Raw genomic sequence first — 20,250 nt, forward strand, 5'->3', positions numbered from 1 at the left:
TCTGCCGGACTCCTAGGAAGGAGGAAAATACCGACTTGCCTGAGACATCTGGGGTTGCCCCGGCAAAAGAGGGCTATTGGGCAAGGGCAGAATTTGCCAGAGCGATTGAGATGGCACTAGAGTAGCTTCAAGTCTTGCCAGCTCGTTCTCTTTGCCAATGTCTTTTGGGAGGTCAGCATGTTGTCTATCCCACAGGGGTTGGGCTCCCAGCGCCGTTTCCTCTGGGCAGGGATCCCGTTGGCTTGTTCTCTAGCCCTGGGGGCCTGCTGGAACAACCGCAGCAGTGCCGAACCCCCTTCTCCAACTCAGGGTGTCCAGGCTGAGGTTGCAGCACCGGCGCAAAACCCCTTCCCCCCCATCCCCACCCCGCCGCCGCCGCTGCCTTCCCCCAGTGGCACGCCCGGCCTTCCCCCCTGGTGGCCCCGGGAGCAATCGCCGCAGTGGCAGGATTCCCTCTACGCTTTGGTTTTGTCCGGCTTTTTGCAGGGGTTGGCTGCCCAAGGCGGGGCCCTCTCCCAGCAGGGGATCCTGCTCTGGACAGCCGAAGGCGAGCTGCTGGCGGAGCACCTGCTGGATCGGCCTTTGCCGGTGGGGGCTTTGGAGCAACTGGCCCTCAGCCTGATGGCGCTGGAGAAGTGGGGCTATGAGTATCGCTTCCAAACTCGCTTCTACACCACCGGCCATCGCTCCGGCCAGCGCTTGACGGGAGACTTGGTCGTGGTGGGCGGTGGGGATCCCTATTTCCGGGAGGCCAATGTGGCCGAGCTGGCCCGCCACCTGCACAACCTCGGCATTCGCCAGATCGACGGCGAGGTAAAGGTGGTGCCCCCCTTCCGCTTGCTGGGTCAGCCTGACTCTCTGGCCAGCGCCCGCCGGCTTGCCGAGCTCCTCCAGGATCCCCAGGGGCCCTATCCTGTGGCCATCGGCGGCTCCGGGTCAACATTAAGGGAGCTGACCGAGGAGATCCATTGCCTGGCCAGCTACACCTCGCTGCGCCTGGGATCCCTGCTACAAATCCTCAACGGCAGCAACGATCGGGCCATGGTAGAAGCCCTGTTAGCGGAGCTGGGAGGCAGAACAGCCCTGCTGGAGTACCTGCAGCAGCGGTTGGTAGCTCAGCCGGTTGCCCATCTGGATCCCAAACTGGCCCCTGCCCAGTCGGAAATTCGCCTTGGCCCAGGCGGGCAAGAGCTGTACCTCTCCCCCCGCGCCTTGGCCCATCTATGGGAACATCTGCTGGAGGCCACAGACGGGGATCCGACCCGGATCTTGCCTAGAGCAGGCATTGGCCACAGCACTCTGGGATTGCGCACCCTGCCCTCCGGCACGACCGCCCAGGTGGGCTCCGCCCCCGATCGGCTGATGATGGTGGGGCAGTTGCCCGATGGTACCCACTTCATCCTGCTCAACCACGGCCCGGATCTAGCCATTTTGCGCCAGCAGCAGGATCGGTTCCTGCAGGAGGTACTGGCCGTTGGGGAGCCCCTCCGCCACTGAGGCCTACCTCCGTCAATCTCAACCTTTGAGCTACGCCCCTCTCTGGTTTTTCCCAGGGGAGGGGGCTCTTGACCCTGTAGCTCTATCCGAATAGCGAGCCAACTGTTCGTTCTGTTCGTAACCCCGATCCCCGGCTCCCCTCCCCTAGAGGGAGAAGGGCTGTGGGTGAGGGCAGCTTTCAGGATTGAAAAAGGCGGGAATAAAGCTGCTGGTGAGCTTGGCAATCCCGTTCGTTGAGGGGGGCGAAGCTGCTCAGGGCTGGCCAAGCCAGGGTCGGGTCTCGCTTCACAACCGGCAGAATTTCCTGCTGCACCACGGTCTCAATCGGCTCATACAACTGGGCCAGCAAGCGCTGCCCCTCGCTATGCCCCAGAGGCACCAAGCGCACCGCTGCTGAGACCCACCCCGTGAGGGAGGCAAATAAGAAGGCTCGCAGGGTATCCTCTAGCCCAATGCCGGCCTGGGCGCAGATCCAGCCAAAGGCTAGGGGATAGTGGAGCAGCTCTCCCTCAGCCCTGGGAACGGATATCCCCCAGGTGCGCTCTGCCAGTTGTGCCAAGCGCTTCCCCAGATCCAGGCTGGCTTGGCGCGGTTCTGCTGCCCAACGGGATGCCTGCAGTTGCTGCTGTAGCTTGCCCATTCCCGCCAGGGATCCCCCTTGCGCCAGACAGTGGGCCAAGCCACAGGCTCTCCCCTCAAAGGGAGCCAAGCTCAGGTGCAGAACCCCCAACAAGTACCGCTGTACCTCCGCCCGATCCCGCAGCCGCTCCGCTTGCACAGCCGCTTCCAAGCCCCAGGAGTGGGAATAGGCGCCAATCGGCAGGGCAGAATCGGTGAGCTGCAGCAGCAGGTAGAAGGCGCTGCCAGAGCCTACAGGAGCGGCTTGAGCGGCGATCTGCTCAGCCATGGGGCAACTGCTTCTAGGGATGGGGGCGGATCAGGCCGTAGCCGCCGTGCTTGCGGACATAGATGACGTTGATCTCGCCGTTTTCGATGTTGCGGAACACGTAAAAATCATGATCCACCAGCTCCAACTGGTGTAGGGCCTCCTGAACTGTCATGGGAGGCATGGCGAAATACTTGGTGCGCACCACCTCGGGGGGCAGCTCTGCTTGCCGGTCTGTATTCAGCGGATCGGTGAGGGGCTGCTGGGCCACTGCCACCGAGGTTTTGGGAGAATGGCGGATGCGGTGAACGCCGTTGCGTTCTTTGTATTTGCGCAGCTTGCGGGCCAGCTTGTCAGCAACACGGTCAATGCTGGCGTAGAGGTTCTCGCTGCTTTCCTCCGCCCGAATGACGGTGCCATTGGCGTAGACGGTAACTTCGGCAGATTGGTTGGCACTGATGCGGGGGTTACGGGCCACCGATAGATTGACATCCACTTCACTGGTGATCTGGGCAAAATGGCTGACAGCCCGCTCGATTTTTTCTTGAACGTAGCTGCGGATGGCGTCGGTAATCTCGACGTTTTTCCCTTGGATCACAAGCTTAGTCATGGGCAGTCTCCCAGTTGTGTCAGTTTACACCTAAAGTTAGCGCCTCACCCTCGCAAAGGATCCCTAGAAAACAGCCCCCACCTCAGGCATGATCGCGGCCCGGCAACTTGCGGAAAGGGCTACGCCAGAAGATGAAGATTGGCTTTGGTAGCGGCACTAACCTCTTGGGTTAAGTCTAAGTTAACATCTCCCCCAGGGATCCGGTTCGGGGGTTAAGAATAAATTTAGGCTGTCTTCATTTTTAAGGGATTGGGGGCCAGCACCACTTCTCAGGCAAAGAGAAGTTCCCTGAATTTGGAACTCCAAATGCAAGTGGAGAAGGTCTCTAGATGGTTCGAAGAGAGCAAACTTAGCAGCAGAACTTACACAGATAGGCTCTGCCGAAAATACTTTTACTAAACTTGAATTCAACTCTGAGTATTAGGAAAGCTAAGGGTGTAGCTTTTAAGTGGGATTTCTCAGGAAACCTTCCAATCATCAATGACCGCCCACTTCATCCTCAACTTTAGAAGAAGGATCGGCCTTGATCGACACAGCTTATCCTCTGCAGCAGCGGAAATCAGCAGTTGCTGAACCAACCTCTGCTCTTAGGGCAAGCATCCCCTTATTTTTTATTGTTCTCTCTTCTCCTTGTAGATCTTGTAGCCATTATACAACCTGGTGAGTCGGGCGGCTTTTTCCAGCTCCGACAGAGACTGAAAGGGAGAATGAAGAGATGTTGACTGAAGTTAAGGTTTTTATCAAGATAGGGATCCCGCGGAAACATCGTTACCAGGAGCAGGTCTGAAAAGCTGTTTTTGGCCTCTTGGGCGGTGGCCGACCTGCTAGCTGAAAAGCCAGTTTGCTCAGGAAAAGGGGGATGGACTCGGTGGCCAGAGAGATCTCTTTGAAGGTGACGGAGCTTTTGGACAGAGCAGAGGCAGCTCTGCAGGATCGGTTTCAGGCGATAGATAACGTCCTTAGGGAGAACCTGGCGCGGGTGTTGCAGGCCTTTCGCCACCAGCAGGTGGGATCCCATCACTTCGCCGGCGTGTCGGGCTATGGGCACGATGACCGGGGACGAGAGGTGTTGGATCGGGTGTTTGCCCAGATCATGGGCTGTGAGGCGGCACTGGTGCGGCTGCAAATGGTGTCCGGCACCCATGCCATTGCCTGTGCCCTGTTTGGCGTGCTGCGGCCGGGGGATGAGCTGTTGGCCATCACCGGCCCCCCCTACGACACCCTGGAGGAGGTGATCGGCCTGCGCGGCTCGGGCCGGGGATCCCTACGGGAGTTCGGCGTCACCTACCGTCAGTTGGATCTGCGGGAAGGCGGCGTCGATTGGCAGGCCCTGAAAACGGCCCTCAAACCGCAAACCCGCCTGGTTCACATCCAGCGCTCCTGTGGCTATGACTGGCGTCCCAGCTTTTCCATCGCCCAGATTGCCGAGATGATCCAGATTGTTAAGGCACAAAACCCGGAGGTGGTGGTCTTGGTGGACAATTGCTACGGTGAGTTTGTGGAAACCCAAGAGCCCACCCACGTGGGTGCGGATTTGATCGCTGGATCCCTGATCAAAAATCCAGGGGGTACCCTGGCCCCGGCGGGGGGCTACGTGGCGGGGCGGGCCGAGCTGGTGGAGCAGGCTGCCTGCCGGCTGACGGCGCCGGGGATTGGCTCGGAAGGGGGAGCCACCTTCGATCTCAACCGGCTTCTATTTCAAGGGTTGTTTTTGGCCCCACAGATGGTGGCCGAAGCGGTTAAGATCGCCCATCTGGCCGCCCAGGTGTTCCACGATCTGGGCTATCCTGTTTCCCCGCTGCCCCAGGTGCCCCGCACCGATATCATCCAGGCCATTCAACTGGGATCCCCGCAGAAGTTGCAGGCCTTTTGCCGCGCTATCCAAAGCAGCTCGCCTGTGGATTCCTACCTCACGCCGGTTCCAGAAGTGATGCCCGGCTATGCCGACCCGGTAGTGATGGCGGCGGGCACTTTTGTTGCCGGCAGCAGTGCCGAGCTCTCCGCTGATGGGCCGATGCGGGAGCCCTACACCGTCTATTTGCAGGGGGGAACCCATCTCAGCCACGGGCGGCTGGCTCTAGAGGCCGTCTTGCAAGCCTGGGATGCTCTGTAAATTGCCGTCCCTGTCCGACTCTGCCCAAGCGGTAAAATTGGACTTATGGTCTCCATTCCCCCTCGAGGGATCCTCACTGATTGGATGTCGAGCTTGTGTTTTAGTTCTGGGTTTTCCCGCCGCTGGGGATCCCGTCTGGCCCTTGCTTGGGTGGCTCTGAGGTTGGTCAGCGGCTGTCGGCTACTGAACCTGGTGGGAGAGAGGAGCACACAAGTGGGATCCGCCTTGACTCGCTCTTCCCTGTGGAGAGGCAGCCAGACCCTGACAGGAACTCTTGAAGCAGGGGACAAGGTCAGCCCCCAGTACGGCAGCTACTGGGATGGGATCCCTGTTGCCGCCAAGGCGGGCCAGATCCTGATCGCCACCCTGGAGAGCGAAGACTTTGACCCCTACCTGGAGCTGGTGGACGGCCAGGGGCGGGTAATCGGCTTTGACGACGACTCCGGCCCCGATGTCAACGCCCTCTTGGCGGTGCGGCTGCTGCAGGAAGGCACCTACACCTTGCGGGCCACGAGCTTCGAGCCGGAATCCACCGGCACCTATCGGCTGGCCTACCGGCTGGCCCAGGTCGATTGGCAGCAAACGGTGTCGGGCCGTCTGCAGAAGGGATCCGCCCAGCACCCTGAGGACGGCAGTTGGATGGAAGAACACCCCATTGCTGCCCGGGCCGGACAGATCTTGATAGCCTTGATGACCAGCTCCGATCTCGATGCCTTTTTGCAACTGCTGGATCCCAGTGGCGATGTGATTGCCTGGGATGATGACCAAGGGAGCAGAAGCGATGCCCTAATGATCGCCTTTTTGCCTCGCAGCGGTACCTACACCCTCCGGGCCAACACCCACAAACCAGGAGAAGAAGGAGCCTATGTGTTGCAGTACGCCCTGCACTAGTGTCCAGGCCTGCCAAGCTTCTGCACCTTCCCTGAGAAGTTTTGGCCAGTCGGCTTATAAGCCTTTTGATGCCGATGTCGAGATTGGGCAAGAGTTATTATTTTTATTGCTTTATTGTTATTAGCCCTGGAAGCTTCTGGTTCAAAGCCTTCTGAAGCCAGGATGGTTGGGGTTTGCTGAGGTTTATGGGAAAGCATGACATCTTATCCTAAGTTGTGACAGAGCTGAAATGTTGCCTTCACGGACGAGGCGTTTTCCCTAGAATGGAATTGATGGCCTAGACCACTCTTGCTTTTGCACTTTCGCAGTTCAGCCCTTACCCTACACAATGGATGCCATGACCCCTGAAATGGTACGCCAGTTTTGGTCTTTGGTCAGCGAGATCGGCAGGCCAGATTGGCTCAATCAACGTGACGATGACTTGGTGAATCTGCTTCTGAGTGCCTGCCAAAAAAAACATGCCCTCAGCAACGTCGATGCCTCGATTCTCAACCGCTACATCAGCATCCGCCTGCCCTTGATTCGTGAAATTGTTGTGGACTAGACCGAGCTAGGAGGGGTTTTTCCCAGCCATGATGGCTGCACAGATTACTTTGCTCGTCTATGGAGCGCTGCTTTTGGTAGGCGGAGTCGTCGGCTATATGAAAGGCAGAAGCTCCAAGTCGTTAATCGGCGGCCTGGTGGGGGCCGCCCTCAGTGGCGTCAGCTATGGGCTACTGGGAACAGGTTCCCGCTGGGGGCTGGGCCTGGGCTTGGGGACGGCGGCGCTGGGATCCCTTCTCTTTGCCCTGCGCTACCGCAAAACCGGCAGGTTTATGCCTGCTGGTCTGATGCTAGTGGTGAGCTTGGTGGCTGTTCTTCTCCTAAGCCTCAGCTTCGGCTCGGTCTAGGCCGGAGACAAGCCTGCATAGCTGTCGGTTCCAGGCTCTGGAAGGATGGAAAGTCTGGGGTCACCGCGGTGCGACCCGATAGAAGCGCGTGGTGGTCACCCACTCGGTGGCAGGGATCTCCTCGACGACAATGGCGCGAGCGATGGCATCGCCCAGTTGGGATCCCCGTACCCTTACATTGGCAAAGGATCCACCCTGCTCAAAAGAGGCGATCTCCTGGAAGTTGAGGGGACGGAGGGAGGCCACCGCCAATACTTGGGCTTGGCCAAAGGGCGGAGCAATGGTTAGGCGGTAGCGGGCACCGGGGGGCGGGAAGGTGCGCACTTCGCCGGCCCGCAGAAACTCGTTTCCACCCGAGAAGCGGTTGGGCAAAATCAAATGGGTGCGGCCATCGGCTTGGATGCTGAACAGGTAGACGTAGGCGTCGCGATTGGTGCTCAAGGTAATGGAAATCGGCTCGCCGGGCCGGTAGATGGGGTTAGAGCCACGCCGATCCAGCTCCAGATTTACCTGCAAGTCGGAAGGTACTGGGTTGACGAGGATGGAGCGGGTGCCGGTTTCCAGGCGAGTGTCGGCCAGTTGTAGCCTTGGCAGCGGGGAGTAGAGGCCCAGCGTCTGCGGGAAAACGACGGTGGCCGGAGCCATCGACAGCCCCAAAGCCAGCGGCAGGAAGAGCAGTTTGGCGTTCATAGTTCACCCCTGATTAGCGGCTATGTTCATCCTAGGAAAGGGCAGAGTTTTGCCAGAGCAGGCTTTGCGCAATCTGAGATCCCCTGCTGAGGCAGTTTCCCCTGCCGCAGATGGCAGGCCCAGCGGCGAAAAGGCGCTGAACCGCTTCTCACCATTAGGGTGGGAAAACCGGGAGATCCCATCTGGCAAGGGCTAAGCTGCAGATCAGGGATCCCTCGGCTCAGACCCAAACCTTGCCTATGGCCAACGACAGTTACCAAGAAGGCATCGCGGCGGTTCAGGCGGGCAATTTTCCGGCGGCCATCCAGGCGTTTCGCCGAGCAGTTACCGAGGACCCCACGCATACCGAAGCTCGCTATAAGCTGGCCTGGGTGCTGGGTATGAGTGGCTATCTGGATCCAGCCCTGGCCGAACTGGAGGCGGTGGTGGCGGCGGATCCCAGCCATGTTGCAGCCCACTACAACCGCGGGGCACTGCTCTTGCAAAAGGCTCAACTGGAAGCAGAGGTGGATGGCCAGATCGATCTAGACGTCCTGCGGCAGGCGGAAGAGGCCTTTCAGACCGTGATGCGCTTGGATCCCACCGATCAACGGGCCTACGCCTTTCTCACTTTGGTCAAGCGGGCCATCCGCAACTATCAGTCGCCCGCGCAGCCTTCTAGCCGCAGTGACGAGTGAACCCCCTGAGCCAGCATCTCATCCCTCCCCCAGCACCCAGGGCGGCGGCGCTAAAAGCCCATCAGGCGGGCTACAGCAGCCAAATCGGGGGCAACCCCCGTGTGGATGGGGGCGGATCCCTGTTGGGCGGCCGTGTCGGGATCCTTGAGGCCGTTGCCGGTGAGCACGCACACCACCCGGGCGCCGGCAGGCACCTGATCCCGCCATTTCAGCAATCCAGCCACCGAGGCGGCACTGGCCGGCTCGCAGAAGATCCCTTCCTCTCTTGCCAGCAGACGATAGGCGGCCAAGATCTCCTCGTCAGTTACACTGTCCACTCGGCCACCGCTGACCTGGACAGCCGCCTTGGCCTTTACCCAACTGGCAGGGTTGCCAATGCGGATGGCTGTGGCCACCGTTTCTGGATGTTCCACCACGCGATTGAGGACGATAGGAGCAGCGCCGGCAGCCTCAAAGCCATAGAGATGCGGGCGGCGGCTGGCCTTGCCTTGCTGGTAGTAGTGGCAAAAGCCCATCCAGTAGGCGGTGATGTTGCCGGCATTGCCTACCGGGATACAGAGCCAGTCGGGGGCATCTCCCAAAGCATCCACCACCTCAAAGGCGGCAGTTTTCTGTCCTTCTAGCCGAAAGCGGTTGACAGAATTGACCAGGGCCACGGGGTAGACTTCCGCCAGTTGCCGCACCATGGCCAGCGCCTGGTCAAAGTTGCCCTGAATGGCGATGATCTCCGCCCCGTACATCAGGGTTTGGGCCAGCTTGCCCTTGGCCACATAGCCATCAGGGATCAGCACGTAGGCCCGCAGGCCTCCTTTGGCCGCATAGGCAGCGGCTGCTGCTGAGGTATTGCCGGTGCTGGCACAGAGGATGGCCTCCGCCCCCGCCTCCTTGGCTTTGGACACCGCCATGGTCATGCCCCGATCCTTGAAGCTGCCGGTGGGGTTGAGACCCTCCAGCTTTAGGTATACCTGGCAGTCTCGCCCCAGCCGTCGGCTCAGGGCGGGAGAGGGGATCAGAGGGGTATTACCTTCATGCAGCGTCACTACGGGGGTGCGAGGGCTGACAGGGAGCCACTCCCGGTAGTGCTCAATGATGCCGGGCCAGAGACGGGATCCGGCCATAGGCGGGGAAGAGGGGGGATTGAGGGTAACCATGCTGTGGACAAGTCGAGGCCGTTAAAGGGCCAGCTCTCTAACTTTAACTGTTTGGGAGACTGTTCTATCAGCTTTGCCCAACGGCGGCTGCAACTACCAGCCGAGGGAGTCTGGTGGCTGCAAGGCCAGGGCCTGAACCAGCGCCTGCAGCTTCAGGCGGATTTCGGCCACTTCCTGCTCCGGCTTGGAGTCGGCTACGATGCCAGCGCCAGCATACAGGCGGACCCGCTTCCCTTCAATCAGGGCTGAGCGGATCCCAACCACCAACTCGCCATTGCCCTGCAAGTCCACCCAGCCCAAAGGGGCGGCATAGCTCGAGCGGTCAAAGGGCTCCCACTGCTCCAGCCACTGCAGCGCCGCCTGCTGCGGATAGCCTCCTACAGCGGCAGTGGGGTGGAGCTGGGCCAACAGGTCAAATAGATGCACACCAGCGGGGAGCTCCGCCTCGATTACCGTTTGCAGATGCTGGATGTTGGCCAAACGGCGCAGCCGTGGCTGAGGGGAGATGCGGGGCTTCATCCCCAGCCGGCCCAGAGCTTCCTGGATCGAGCGTACTACCCACTGGTGTTCACGCTGGTCTTTGGCGCTACGGAGCAATTGCTTGGCCAGCATCCGGTCTTGGTGGCCGTTGGCGCCGCGGGCAACGGAGCCGGCCAGCGCATCAATCTGCACCCGGCCTTGCCACACCGAAAGCAGCCGCTCCGGGCTGGCTCCCAGGAAGACCTGGGGAGGAAAATTCCCCTCACTTTCTGAGGCAAAGGCGAAGACGCTGCAATCGGGGTGATGCGCCTCCAGATAGGCCAGCAGCGAGGGGATGGCCGGAGGGGAGGGCAACACCAGATCCACCGCTTCCGCCAGCACCGCTTTCTCCAGAGATCCCACCTGAATTGCTTGCAGGGCTTTTTCAATTCGCGCCAAGAGGGCCTCTTCCGCCACTGCCACCTGCGGCGGCGGCTGGGGCTTCCAGGCATTCCAGGCAGGCAAGGGGGCCTCGGCAAGGCGCTGCATGCGGGCAAAAAAAGCGGCAATCTGGCCGGCCAAGGCCGCCGGGTCGCTTTCAGGGCCAATTTCCAGGTTGAGCCGCGCCACCGTCAACTCCCCCTGCACCTGCAACAGTTGCCAGCGCGGCAGGACCAGCGCTGCCCCCCCGCCGCTGTTGGGGGCAAAGCCAAAGCGGCAGAAGCACAAAGGGCGCTCCTGCTGGCTGCGGGGGGACTCTGGGGTGCAGCCGGGAGCGCTATGAACATGGGGCTGGAGCCCTTGCACAAAGGCCCGTGCCGCCTCAAATCTCCCCTTTCCCGAAAGGTCGAGCTGCCGCAGGGATCCCCATCCCAGCACCCGCACCCGTTCCCCTTGCGTCGGGTGGGAGAGGTAGCAATAGCCGAGGGAGTGGCTGGGGGGGAGCGAGCCCAACTGCCGGGCCAGCACTGCCAGCGGATCTAGCCCTGAGATGGGCTGCCATAGGCTGAGAATCTGGGGGATCCCTCGCGCCCGCGCCATCTCTTGGCAGGCCGCTAGCAGGGGATCCCAGGCGTGTTCCACCTCTCCTGGCCCAGCAGAGGTGTGAATGGGCGGCCAGTCTCTGGGCCCTTCCGGGCATCCGGACGCACCCTTCCAGGGGAAAAGAGAAGAAGTCATGCGCAAGCAAAAGAGGACGATCCCACCTTGGCCGAAAACAGGACAAGCGTCATCGCAGCCGGCAGGGGAAGCTGCAGAAAGGCGTTTCAGGATAGGAGATTAGGAGAGCAGCCGGCGGCTCAGGCTCGCCAGCGCCGGATCCCAGGCGTTTCTTTACGGATTGCAAAGTTTCTTAGCATCCTTGGGGATGGGGACAGAAGCCCCCTAACCTAACAAATACAGAGCCAACACAGAACCCAGAGAGAGCTAGATCCAACATGCTCGCACAGCCGGAACCGTCAAAGAGAACGTGCAGGGATCCAGAGACCAGCCAGGTACAGCTTGCAGAAAAGGGCACTTGGGAGGGCCGCTCCCGGCGGCAGTTGTGGATGGCCGCCCTCAAGCCTCCTATGTACAGTGTGGCCATCATGCCCATCTGGGTGGGATCTGCCATCGCCTACGCCCAGGCAGGGGTGATGGATGTGGGGGTTTTGGCGGTGTTTTTGGGGGCCGCCATCTGTCTTTTGGCTTGGGTCAACATCAGCAACGATGTGTTCGATGCCCAGACAGGGGTGGACAAAAACAAGCTCCACTCACTGGTCAACCTAACCGGCAAGCCGGAGCAGGTGTTCTGGGCTGGCAATGCCTTTTTGGCCCTGGGGTTGGCAGGGATCCTCTGGCTAAGCTGGCGGCAAGCGGATCCAACGGTGCTGCTGCTGGTGCTGCTGGCCTGCGGGCTGGGCTACGCCTACCAGGGGCCGCCCCTGCGCCTGGGCTATCAAGGGCTGGGGGAGATCCTCTGTTTTTTGAGCTTTGGGCCGCTGGCGGTTCTGGCTGCCCACTACAGCCAAAGCCAAACGTGGTCGCTGCCGGCCCTGGCGGCCTCGCTGGTGGTGGGGATGGTCACCAGCCTAATTTTGTTTTGCTCCCATTTTCATCAGGTGGAGGACGATCTGGCTGCTGGCAAGCGCTCGCCAGTGGCTCGGCTGGGCACCCGCCGCTCCGCCCGTCTCATCCCCTGGATCTGCGGCAGCATTTTTGGCCTGCTGCTGCTGTTTGTCGGGCTGGGGGCTTTTCCGGCTTGGACGTTGCTGGGTTTTGCCGGGATCCCCTTTGCGGTGCGGCTATCCCGCCTGCTGGGGGCCTACCACGACCAGCCGCAGCGGATCAGCCATTCTAAGTTCATCGCTGTTGGCCTCCACTTTTGGCTAGGGCTGTTTCTGGGGTTGGGCTTTATCCTCAGCCGTCTGGGATAAACCAGAACCTTAGAGGTGATCGGGATCCCGACGAGGCGGCCCGCAAATTGCGATAAGCTACAGCCTAGTGTGCCGGGTTGGGTGTTGGCCCTGCTGGGGCTCATGGATTCGGAATCAACGTAAGGCAGCGGCGAGAACAGGATGCGGCGATTTTTCAATTCCAACCTGGGGGTGGCGCTCTTGGGAACCGGCCTCTTGGCCGCTCTGGTTGCCTGGGCCTTGTCCATCGACATCGAAGAGGTAAAGGTGGAGTCCCCTCCCCCGGATCAGCCCCTTTCCGTCAGCCGCAGGGTGGATATTGTGGGTCGTCGAGGGGGCCACCAGCGTTGGCGTCTCATCGCCGAACAGGTGGAGCTCAGAGCTGGGCAACAGGTGTTTGAGCAGGGGGCGCACGGCTACTTCTACGGAGGTGGCGCCGACCGCCAAGAAGAGGTGCCGGATCCCTTTTTTGCCAGCAGCGAGCAGATGACTTGGTGGGCCAAGCGGGCTCGCTACGACGCCACCGCCGACGCCCTCTATCTGGATGAGGAGGTGGAGGTGAGAAGCGAGGATGGCAGCCTGCTTCTGACCCGCGCTCTGAGAGTCACGCCTGAAGAGCGCATCGAGGTGCCGGCGGAGTTCACCCTCAAGGGGCAGGAAATGGTGCTGCAGGGCCGCTCCGGCTCGTTTAACTTCCAATTTGCCCTCCTCAGTGCCCAGCAGGGCAAGCTAATTGTGCTGCCTCCGGATCGCCCCAGCAAGACGGAGTCCTCCAGCTCTGCCCAAGGAGCCGACCTGGCCAGCGCCGCCCGGTGGGTGGCCACTGCGGCGGCGGATCCTGCCTCCACTACCATCACCGCCGACCAGATCACCTACGATCGTGCCAATCAAGTGGCCGAAGGGAGAGGCAACCTGCGCATCCGCGAACGTGGCATCGAGATTCGCGCCCCTCAGGGCACCTACCTGCGCCAGCAGGCCCAGAGCATTCTCTCCGGCGGCGTGGTGTTGCAGGAGGTAGCCGGCGACACCAGCCGGGATCCCCTGTTAGCCGATCTGCGCTTGGCCCAGGCTGGCCCACAGGCGACTCCCAACCAACCGGATCAGGAGGTCACCATCATTGCCGACCGCCTCACCTACGACCGCAACACGCAAGTTGCCCGCGGGGAAGGCAACCTGGAAATTCAACAAGGGGAAACCACCATCCAGGCAGCTCAGGGCACCTACCGCCGCCGCGAATCCCAAAGCCTGCTGACGGGGGGAGTGACCTTGCGCGAGCCGGGGCGGGTGCTCACCTCCGCCCGCCTGGAGGGCAACCACCGCGACAAGATCTTCTTTTTTGAGGAAAACGTTCTCTACCGGCAGATGGCCGCCTCTACCCCAGCCGCCGGCGGCGGATCCCTGACGGAGGAGCTGCGCCAAGCCGAAACGGAAGTGCGGGCCGCTCGCCTGGTTTACAACTCCCGTACCGGCACCTCGGAGTTTAGCGATGCTGTCGAGTTTATCCAGCGGGGGCGCAAGGCCAAGGCCAACCAGGCCACCATCACCCCTGAGAAGGTGGAGCTGCGGGGGGAGGTGGTGATCGAGCAGATCGAGGGGGACTGGCTGGCGCAGCGCCTGCAAAACCCCCAGACCCAGGCCGATGTCGATCAACCGACGGTGATCTATGCCGATCGGGTGGAGATCGACCAGGCCAGCGGCGATGCCCGCTTCCTCGGCAATGTAGTGATCGTCCAGGCCAACCGCGCTATTGAGGGAGATCGGGCCGACTACTCCGACCAAGGGCAGGTTTTCAGGATCACCGCCGACCAGGCTCCCGTCCTCCTCTGCGATCGCGGCGAGCTCACTCCCGTTCCCCCCAAAACCAGTGAGGGTCTGCCCGGTCGCGATGCTCTGGATCAGATGTGTCGGGGCGCCAACCGCCTCAGCGGCAGGCTGGTCACCCTGAACTTGGAACAGGATGAGTACACCGTCGAGGGGGACGAGCAGCAGCAGGGGATGTTTCAATTTCGCATCACCGACGCCCTCTGACGGGATCCAACCCTTGCCTGCCGCTGTCTAAGCCGTCTGGGGCCGGCTAAGTCGCACGCCAGTCTGAGGGAATAAAGGCACATGCCCACCCAATTGACCAAAGGAAAACGGCACCAAGGCGCTGCTGGTAGGGGGAGCTTGTGGGGATCCCTAAAATTTGGGGGCTTTTTTTTGGAGTTTTATCTCTTCAAAGAAATGATCCGCCCCTTCTTTTTGGGGGTGGCAGGGGGCACGGTAATGATGCTGGGCAACCAGCTTTTTATCTACGCCGATTTGCTGGTGAAAAAAGGCGCCCCTCCCCTCACAATTTTGCACATTCTCCTCCTCAACTTGCCCGCCATTTTGGTGGTCACCTTCCCCATTGCCGGCCTCTTTGCCACCCTGCTCACCCTGGGCAGGATGGGGGCCGACAGCGAGATCACGGCTCTGCGGGCTGCCGGGATCCCCTATCGCAAGGTGCTGATTCCGGTGCTCTGCATCGGTCTACTGATCAGCGGCCTGGCGCTGTTGACCAATGAAGTGATCGTGCCCCAAACCAACCAAAAAGTGAAAACCCTGAACACCAATCTCATCCTGGCTCAGGATGCCCTTCCCTTTGACTCGGAAGAGATCGTGCGGGTGGACGACGACCTTTGGTTTCATGTGGGATCCATTGACCCGGAGACCGGCTTGATGCGCGACTTACTGATTTTGGATCGCAAGGCCGAGACCGGCCACCTACGCTACCCGCAGGTGATCTCTGCCGAAACGGCACGTCAGGTGGGCCAAGCGTGGCACCTGCAAGACGTGGTGATCCGTCGCTACGACGAGCGGGGGCGCACCTACTACGAGGGCCAGGTGGCGGAGATGGAGCTGAACATCGTCAGCAAGTTGGTGGGCCTGGTGTACGCCGAAAAGGTGCCCCAGGAGCAACGGGCGGCAGAGCTGTGGGAGCAATGCCAGCGATATCGAGCGGAGCAACGTCCTTCTGCCGATGTAGCCCGCTGCCTGACGGAGTACCACCTCAAGTTCGCCATTCCCTTGGCCAGCTTTTTTGCCATCTTGGTGGCTGCGCCCCTAGGCCTACAAACGGTGCGGCAGACCGGCCGCTACGGCAGTGTGGCGCTAGCGATTGTCCTGGTGTTTATTTACTATGTACTGATGAGCTTAGGACGCGCGATGGGTCGAGTTGAGCAGATCGATCCCTGGCTGGCTGCCTGGTTGCCCAATATGATTTTCGGCGGGGTGGGCTTCTCTCTACTGTGGCGGTTTTTACGGTGAGATTCGGCAACTTCCCACATGGCTTCAGCCCTTGGGCAAGGTGGCTAGCCCTTTGCTGGGGCAGCTCCCTGTGGGTGGGAATGGAGAGGGCGGTCTTTGCCCAGCCGGATCTCCTGCCCACCAATATGGAGGGCTACCAGCGCTTTTGGGCAGCGCAAACGTCGGCCCAGCGGTTACAACCGGCTCACCGAGCTCCCAGCCCAGAATCGGTTGCTCCCCCTGGTGCCAGCCTGTTGGGGGATCCCATCACCTTAGCCGAGGCTCAATCTTCTCCGCCCGCTGTGCTCTTGAAGGCGGCAACTGGACCTTCTGCGGCCTCAGTTTCTAATCTTGGCTCCCCGCCGTCTAGCACCCCTTCTGAAAAGACCCTCACGCCAGAAGAGTTAAACCGGCAGCGGCTGCAACGGCTCTTGGCCGAGGGGGCGGCGGCCCACGCCCGGCGGCAGGCACAACAGGCCCAGGCAACGCCGTCTTCCCGGCCCGCTTCAGCGGCGACGTCCCCTGCAACTGTTCCGACGCTGGACTCTCTCGGCTCCCCCCGTTCCCAAGCTGCTGCCCTGCGGATGGAAGAAGAACCCCGGCTGCGTCCCACCGAGACTAGGCGCGGCCTAGGATCCACTGGCGAGAGCTTAGCTACTGCTTATCCGGTTACCCCTCAAGGGCCAGAGGGGCTTGGTTCGGAAGAGGCGGCGCAGCGAATCCCGACCTTGCTCTCGCAAGCCGGCGGGAGCTGGAATTTGGGCGGCGCCCCTTCCCCTGCACCTTCTTCCACCGGCACTCAGATGGCAGCTCAAACCGGAACTGAGTCATTCACCCCCACTGCCGGATCTCTACTGGCTCCCCAGTTGTTGGAGCGGTTCCCCCTGTTGCGGGATCTGGGCGCTCCTGCCACCGGCCCAGAAGCCGCTCCGCCTGCCAGCCAGGGATCCCAGATTCGCCAGCAACTGGCGGCCACCGCCACCAGCCAACGGCAGATCCCCCTCGACCCGGATCAGATCAACGTCAGTGGGGATGTGCTCCGCTACATCGCTGAACAAGACCTGGGCATTGCCGAGGGAAACGCCCAGATCCAACTGGCCGACGGCACCCGCATCAGCGGCGAGCGGCTGTTGTTTTACCGGCGGGAACGGCGCCTGCGCAGCGAGGGCCCTTTTCGCATGGAGTGGCCTCCTGGGCCGCAGGGGCGCGGGATCCGGCAAATCGAGGGGCGCAACCTGGACTTGGATATCCCCGGTCGCAGCGCTCAATTTGAAAACTCGCTGGTGATCCTGCCGGGGGAGGAGCCGGGCACCCGGGTTTTTGTGCGCAGCCAAGAGACCACTGCCCTGTTGGGAGAGCGGATCTTCTTCGAGAAGGCCACCGTCACCACCTCGCCGGAGCCGCCCATCACCCACTACGTGCAAGGGGATCGGGTGGAGGTGTTTCCCGATGACCGGGTCATCGTTTACGACGCCCGCGTCTTTGCCGGTGGCGAGCTCACCCAAGAGGGCGATCTGCGGGCGGGGCTGCAGATTGCCTACTTGCCCCTCTTCGTCTACAGCCTGCGGGATCACCAGTGGGTGCTGCCGGGGCGCAGCGAGGCGGAAGGGGTGTTTGTCAAGTCCAGTTGGGCCTACCGCTTCGACGAGTACAACTTCGGCGGCCTGCGGCTGGATGTCCTGCAGAAGAAAGGCCTGGGCATCGGCTTTCTGCACGACTACATTCTCCCCATCCCCGATAGCGTCAACTACGGGCGAGCCCAGTTTTACCTGGTAACTGAGGCCGACCAGCGGCGCTTCTCCAGCCGCTTCCGCCTTGACCATAACTTCGACTTCTACGCCGCCAACCTCCTCGGCCAAGAGGGCCAACTGCGGGGCCAGCTCAACCTCAACCTAGACAACACCTACCGCCCTGCCGGCGGGCGCAACGACAACGCTGACCTCCGCCTCAACGCCACCTTTCAGGGGGATCTCTCCACCACCACCCTCAACATCAACCGCAGCGGATCCCAGGAGAACGGCACCTATAGCTTTCCCCTTACCCTCAGTCACATCCAGCGCTACGGGGGCGTGCCTTGGCTGCAGTCGGATCTGCGCCTGGACTACAACCAGCGGGTGAGCGTCAAAGATGGCCCAGATTTTGCCGACGCGCGGCTGACGCTGGGCGCCCAACTCACCCCACCCGGCTGGGGCGGCACCTACCGCCTCAACTACCGCGCCTACAGCAGCTCCAACGGCGACACCGAGCCGCGCCGCAACTTCGAGCTGGCCTTCAATCCCGATCTCCTCCGCATCACTCCCGATATTTCCCTCAGCAGCGCCCTCACCCTGACCCAAGAGCAACAGCCAGATCGAGAAGTGGGATCCGGCCTTAACTTTTTCAATCGTTACGAGCTGCGCTCCAGCCTTCAATTCAACGACATTCAACCGGCTCCCTGGATCACCTTCATGCCCGGCTCGATCGACTACACCCAAGTCCTGTACTCAACCCCCGACCAGGAATCCACCGTCAGCCTCAACCCCCGCCTCAGCCTCAAGCCCGCCGACTGGAACACCATCGATCTGCGCTACAGCCGCACCTTCTACGGCAACAATTCCGCTCCTTTTCAAACCCTTTCCGTCAGCCCCAAGGATGTGGATCGCCTCAACGCCAGCATTAGCTTCTTCACCCCGCGCAACTTCCTGCTCAACGTGCCCCCCGGCTACATCGCCTTTGAAGACGACCTGCCCGGCGAGCTGCCCATAGCCCTGACCTTCCCCGACGATACGCCGGAGGATTTGGAAGCGATTGCCTCCCGCAACTTGCAGGAGCTGCAGGCGGAAGTAAAAAACCTGTTGCGCTTCGACACCACCCTTGGCTACGACTTTGTCGCTCAAAAGTGGGATACCCTCAACGCCAACTTTACCTGGAACACCACCCCTGAGCTATTCAACATCCAGGTGCAAACCTCCTACGACCTCAACCAGGGGCAGTTACAACCGATCCGGCTGGAATATCGGGGGCGCAGCAGTACCACCTTCAACCGAGATCAACGTTCGGGTCTGGACAGCTATGAGCCGGGGATTAGCTACGCGCTGCAGGCGGTTTACGATCCGCAGCTAGGCCAGTTCTCTACCTATGGCCTGGAGTTGGATGCGACCCTTGGCACGCAGTGGCAAAACCACTGGCGGCTCCGCCTGGGCCTAACGGAGGCAGGGATCCGCCGCATTGAGGTGCGCCGCGACCTGCGGGATTTCGAGCTGCGCTTGGCCTACGATCCTGTGGCGGCGTCGCTGCGCCTAGAAGGGATCCTGGTAGCCTTTCCCAGCCGCCCCCTGGGCCTGACCCAGGAGCGGGGAGAGTTTCACCTGACCTCGCCAGTGGGTGCCTTCAGCCTGGATAGCCTGGGGCAGTGAGCCAGGCAGGTTACAGGGGTTGACAGAAGCAGGAGGGAGGTGGCTTCGGCTACACTGGAGGGCCGGTGGTTTTTTAAGCAGTGCTCAACTCCTATGGCCAGGATCAACGACCACTTCCTCAAGCTGAAGGCCGGCTATCTCTTTCCCGAGATTGCCCGGCGGGTACAGGCCTTTGCTGCCGCCCATCCGGAAGCCCAAATTATCAAGATGGGCATTGGCGATGTTACCGAGCCGCTGCCGGAGGCCTGCCGGACGGCCATGATCCGGGCCGTGGAGGAAATGGGGGAGCGGGCTACCTTCCGCGGCTACGGCCCAGAACAGGGCTACGAGTGGCTGCGCCAAGCCATTGCCCGGCACGATTTTCAGTCTCGCGGCTGCGACATCGACGCTTCTGAGATCTTCATCTCCGACGGCTCCAAGTGCGACTGTGGCAACGTCCTGGATATTCTCGGCCACGACAACACCATTGCCATCACGGATCCCGTCTATCCCGTCTATGTGGACACCAACGTGATGGCGGGCCATACGGGGCCGGCCAACGAGCGGGGTGAGTACGAGGGCCTGGTCTATCTGCCGCTGACGGCGGAAAACCACTTCACCGCCAGCCTGCCCCAGCAAAAAGTCGATGTCATCTACCTCTGCTTTCCCAACAATCCCACCGGCGCAGTAGCAACCCGGGAGCATCTGCAGGCCTGGGTGGACTATGCCCGCGCCCACAACTCGCTCATCCTCTTTGATGCCGCCTACGAGGCCTACATTACGGAGCCTGGGATCCCCCACTCCATCTACGAGATCCCGGGGGCAAGGGAATGCGCCATCGAGTTCCGCTCCTTTTCCAAGACAGCCGGCTTTACCGGCACCCGCTGCGCCTTTACAGTGGTGCCCAAGTCGCTACGGGGCCAAGCTGCCGATGGCTCCTGGGTGGATCTCTGGAGCCTGTGGTATCGCCGCCAGTCCACCAAGTTCAACGGCGTGGCCTACATCGTGCAGCGGGGGGCAGAAGCCGTCTATTCTGAGGCAGGGCAGGCCCAGGTGCGGGCTTTGGTGCAGTTTTACCTGGAGAATGCCCGCATCATCCGCGAGCAGTTGGCCAAAGCCGGGATCCAGGCCTACGGCGGCGTCAACGCTCCCTACGTCTGGGTAAAGGCGCCCACTGGGCTGAGCAGTTGGGAGTTTTTCGACAAGCTGCTGCACACCTGCCATGTGGTGGGGACTCCCGGCTCTGGCTTTGGCAGCGCCGGCGAGGGCTACCTGCGCCTGTCGGCTTTTAACAGCCGCGCCAACGTAGAAGAAGCCATGCGCCGCATTGTCAGCGTGTTTGGGAGCTGAGC

General features: G+C 61.3%; 16 protein-coding genes. 11 read left to right on the forward strand and 5 right to left on the reverse strand.

Annotated features, from left to right (window positions below; all coding sequences use genetic code 11):
* The first annotated feature begins 177 nt into the window (after positions 1-177).
* The gene (locus NW863_RS06260; protein WP_414365287.1) at positions 178-1,497 is read left to right on the forward strand and encodes a D-alanyl-D-alanine carboxypeptidase; all 1,320 of its coding nucleotides are present in this window, start codon (positions 178-180) and stop codon (positions 1,495-1,497) included.
* 178 nt (positions 1,498-1,675) lie between these two features.
* On the opposite strand, the gene NW863_RS06265 is transcribed toward NW863_RS06260, so the two are convergent.
* Both NW863_RS06265 and hpf read right to left on the reverse strand, forming a co-directional pair.
* Entirely contained in the window at positions 1,676-2,404 is a 729-nt protein-coding gene (locus tag NW863_RS06265; protein WP_414365289.1) for an urease accessory protein UreF, read from the reverse strand.
* Between the two features lie 13 nt (positions 2,405-2,417).
* Positions 2,418-2,993: a ribosome hibernation-promoting factor, HPF/YfiA family gene (hpf, locus tag NW863_RS06270; protein WP_414365290.1), complete on the reverse strand. Its 576-nt coding sequence runs from the start codon at positions 2,991-2,993 to the stop codon at positions 2,418-2,420.
* Between the two features lie 859 nt (positions 2,994-3,852).
* On the opposite strand from hpf, the gene NW863_RS06275 reads away from it, so the two are divergent.
* The 4 genes from NW863_RS06275 to NW863_RS06290 all read left to right on the forward strand — a co-directional run bounded on the left by NW863_RS06275 (position 3,853) and on the right by NW863_RS06290 (position 6,887).
* Positions 3,853-5,106, forward strand: a complete 1,254-nt coding sequence (locus tag NW863_RS06275) for an aminotransferase class I/II-fold pyridoxal phosphate-dependent enzyme (protein WP_414365292.1) — start codon at positions 3,853-3,855, stop codon at positions 5,104-5,106.
* Between the two features lie 84 nt (positions 5,107-5,190).
* Positions 5,191-5,997, forward strand: coding sequence for a hypothetical protein (locus tag NW863_RS06280; RefSeq protein ID WP_414365294.1), 807 nt, complete (start codon positions 5,191-5,193; stop codon positions 5,995-5,997).
* Between the two features lie 337 nt (positions 5,998-6,334).
* A complete protein-coding gene (locus tag NW863_RS06285) occupies positions 6,335-6,541 on the forward strand; it encodes a hypothetical protein (protein WP_071813530.1) in 207 nt (68 codons plus the stop codon).
* Between the two features lie 28 nt (positions 6,542-6,569).
* On the forward strand, positions 6,570-6,887 hold the full coding sequence (locus NW863_RS06290; RefSeq protein ID WP_414365296.1) for a TMEM14 family protein: 318 nt from the start codon (positions 6,570-6,572) through the stop codon (positions 6,885-6,887).
* Positions 6,888-6,947: 60 nt separating this feature from the next.
* Here the strand turns inward: NW863_RS06290 and NW863_RS06295 are convergent, their stop codons facing one another.
* Positions 6,948-7,577, reverse strand: a complete 630-nt coding sequence (locus NW863_RS06295) for a DUF4384 domain-containing protein (RefSeq protein WP_414365297.1) — start codon at positions 7,575-7,577, stop codon at positions 6,948-6,950.
* Between the two features lie 239 nt (positions 7,578-7,816).
* Between NW863_RS06295 and NW863_RS06300 the strand changes: the two genes are divergently transcribed.
* Complete coding sequence (locus NW863_RS06300; RefSeq protein WP_414365299.1) at positions 7,817-8,254, forward strand: tetratricopeptide repeat protein; 438 nt, start codon at positions 7,817-7,819, stop codon at positions 8,252-8,254.
* Between the two features lie 50 nt (positions 8,255-8,304).
* Here the strand turns inward: NW863_RS06300 and thrC are convergent, their stop codons facing one another.
* A complete protein-coding gene (thrC, locus tag NW863_RS06305; RefSeq protein ID WP_414365301.1) occupies positions 8,305-9,405 on the reverse strand; it encodes a threonine synthase in 1,101 nt (366 codons plus the stop codon).
* 93 nt (positions 9,406-9,498) lie between these two features.
* On the reverse strand, positions 9,499-10,947 hold the full coding sequence (locus tag NW863_RS06310) for an isochorismate synthase (protein WP_414365303.1): 1,449 nt from the start codon (positions 10,945-10,947) through the stop codon (positions 9,499-9,501).
* A 464-nt stretch (positions 10,948-11,411) separates the two neighbouring features.
* Here NW863_RS06310 and menA point away from each other — a divergent pair, with 464 nt between their 5' ends.
* From menA to NW863_RS06335, 5 genes are all read left to right on the forward strand, one after another.
* Complete coding sequence (gene menA, locus NW863_RS06315) at positions 11,412-12,278, forward strand: 2-carboxy-1,4-naphthoquinone phytyltransferase (RefSeq protein ID WP_414365304.1); 867 nt, start codon at positions 11,412-11,414, stop codon at positions 12,276-12,278.
* A 141-nt stretch (positions 12,279-12,419) separates the two neighbouring features.
* A complete protein-coding gene (locus tag NW863_RS06320) occupies positions 12,420-14,285 on the forward strand; it encodes an LptA/OstA family protein (RefSeq protein ID WP_414365306.1) in 1,866 nt (621 codons plus the stop codon).
* 81 nt (positions 14,286-14,366) lie between these two features.
* A complete protein-coding gene (locus NW863_RS06325; RefSeq protein WP_414365308.1) occupies positions 14,367-15,545 on the forward strand; it encodes an LptF/LptG family permease in 1,179 nt (392 codons plus the stop codon).
* An 80-nt stretch (positions 15,546-15,625) separates the two neighbouring features.
* The gene (locus NW863_RS06330; protein WP_414365310.1) at positions 15,626-18,919 is read left to right on the forward strand and encodes a hypothetical protein; all 3,294 of its coding nucleotides are present in this window, start codon (positions 15,626-15,628) and stop codon (positions 18,917-18,919) included.
* Positions 18,920-19,012: 93 nt separating this feature from the next.
* Positions 19,013-20,248 (forward strand): LL-diaminopimelate aminotransferase, encoded by a 1,236-nt coding sequence (locus NW863_RS06335; protein WP_414365312.1) that lies wholly within the window; start codon positions 19,013-19,015, stop codon positions 20,246-20,248.
* Positions 20,249-20,250 lie beyond the last annotated feature (2 nt).

It is taken from the genome of Synechococcus sp. B60.1 (assembly GCF_047462555.1).
GTDB lineage: Bacteria > Cyanobacteriota > Cyanobacteriia > Thermostichales > Thermostichaceae > Thermostichus.

What these genes read in the sequence shown, in the direction of transcription:
- NW863_RS06260 (WP_414365287.1), top strand. Translation starts at nt 178, where the DNA reads ATGTTGTCTATCCCACAGGGGTTGGGCTCCCAGCGCCGTTTCCTCTGG.
- NW863_RS06265 (WP_414365289.1), bottom strand. Translation starts at nt 2,404, where the DNA reads ATGGCTGAGCAGATCGCCGCTCAAGCCGCTCCTGTAGGCTCTGGCAGC.
- hpf (WP_414365290.1), bottom strand. Translation starts at nt 2,993, where the DNA reads ATGACTAAGCTTGTGATCCAAGGGAAAAACGTCGAGATTACCGACGCC.
- NW863_RS06275 (WP_414365292.1), top strand. Translation starts at nt 3,853, where the DNA reads ATGGACTCGGTGGCCAGAGAGATCTCTTTGAAGGTGACGGAGCTTTTG.
- NW863_RS06280 (WP_414365294.1), top strand. Translation starts at nt 5,191, where the DNA reads ATGTCGAGCTTGTGTTTTAGTTCTGGGTTTTCCCGCCGCTGGGGATCC.
- NW863_RS06285 (WP_071813530.1), top strand. Translation starts at nt 6,335, where the DNA reads ATGACCCCTGAAATGGTACGCCAGTTTTGGTCTTTGGTCAGCGAGATC.
- NW863_RS06290 (WP_414365296.1), top strand. Translation starts at nt 6,570, where the DNA reads ATGATGGCTGCACAGATTACTTTGCTCGTCTATGGAGCGCTGCTTTTG.
- NW863_RS06295 (WP_414365297.1), bottom strand. Translation starts at nt 7,577, where the DNA reads ATGAACGCCAAACTGCTCTTCCTGCCGCTGGCTTTGGGGCTGTCGATG.
- NW863_RS06300 (WP_414365299.1), top strand. Translation starts at nt 7,817, where the DNA reads ATGGCCAACGACAGTTACCAAGAAGGCATCGCGGCGGTTCAGGCGGGC.
- thrC (WP_414365301.1), bottom strand. Translation starts at nt 9,405, where the DNA reads ATGGTTACCCTCAATCCCCCCTCTTCCCCGCCTATGGCCGGATCCCGT.
- menA (WP_414365304.1), top strand. Translation starts at nt 11,412, where the DNA reads ATGGCCGCCCTCAAGCCTCCTATGTACAGTGTGGCCATCATGCCCATC.
- NW863_RS06320 (WP_414365306.1), top strand. Translation starts at nt 12,420, where the DNA reads ATGCGGCGATTTTTCAATTCCAACCTGGGGGTGGCGCTCTTGGGAACC.
- NW863_RS06325 (WP_414365308.1), top strand. Translation starts at nt 14,367, where the DNA reads ATGCCCACCCAATTGACCAAAGGAAAACGGCACCAAGGCGCTGCTGGT.
- NW863_RS06330 (WP_414365310.1), top strand. Translation starts at nt 15,626, where the DNA reads ATGGAGAGGGCGGTCTTTGCCCAGCCGGATCTCCTGCCCACCAATATG.
- NW863_RS06335 (WP_414365312.1), top strand. Translation starts at nt 19,013, where the DNA reads ATGGCCAGGATCAACGACCACTTCCTCAAGCTGAAGGCCGGCTATCTC.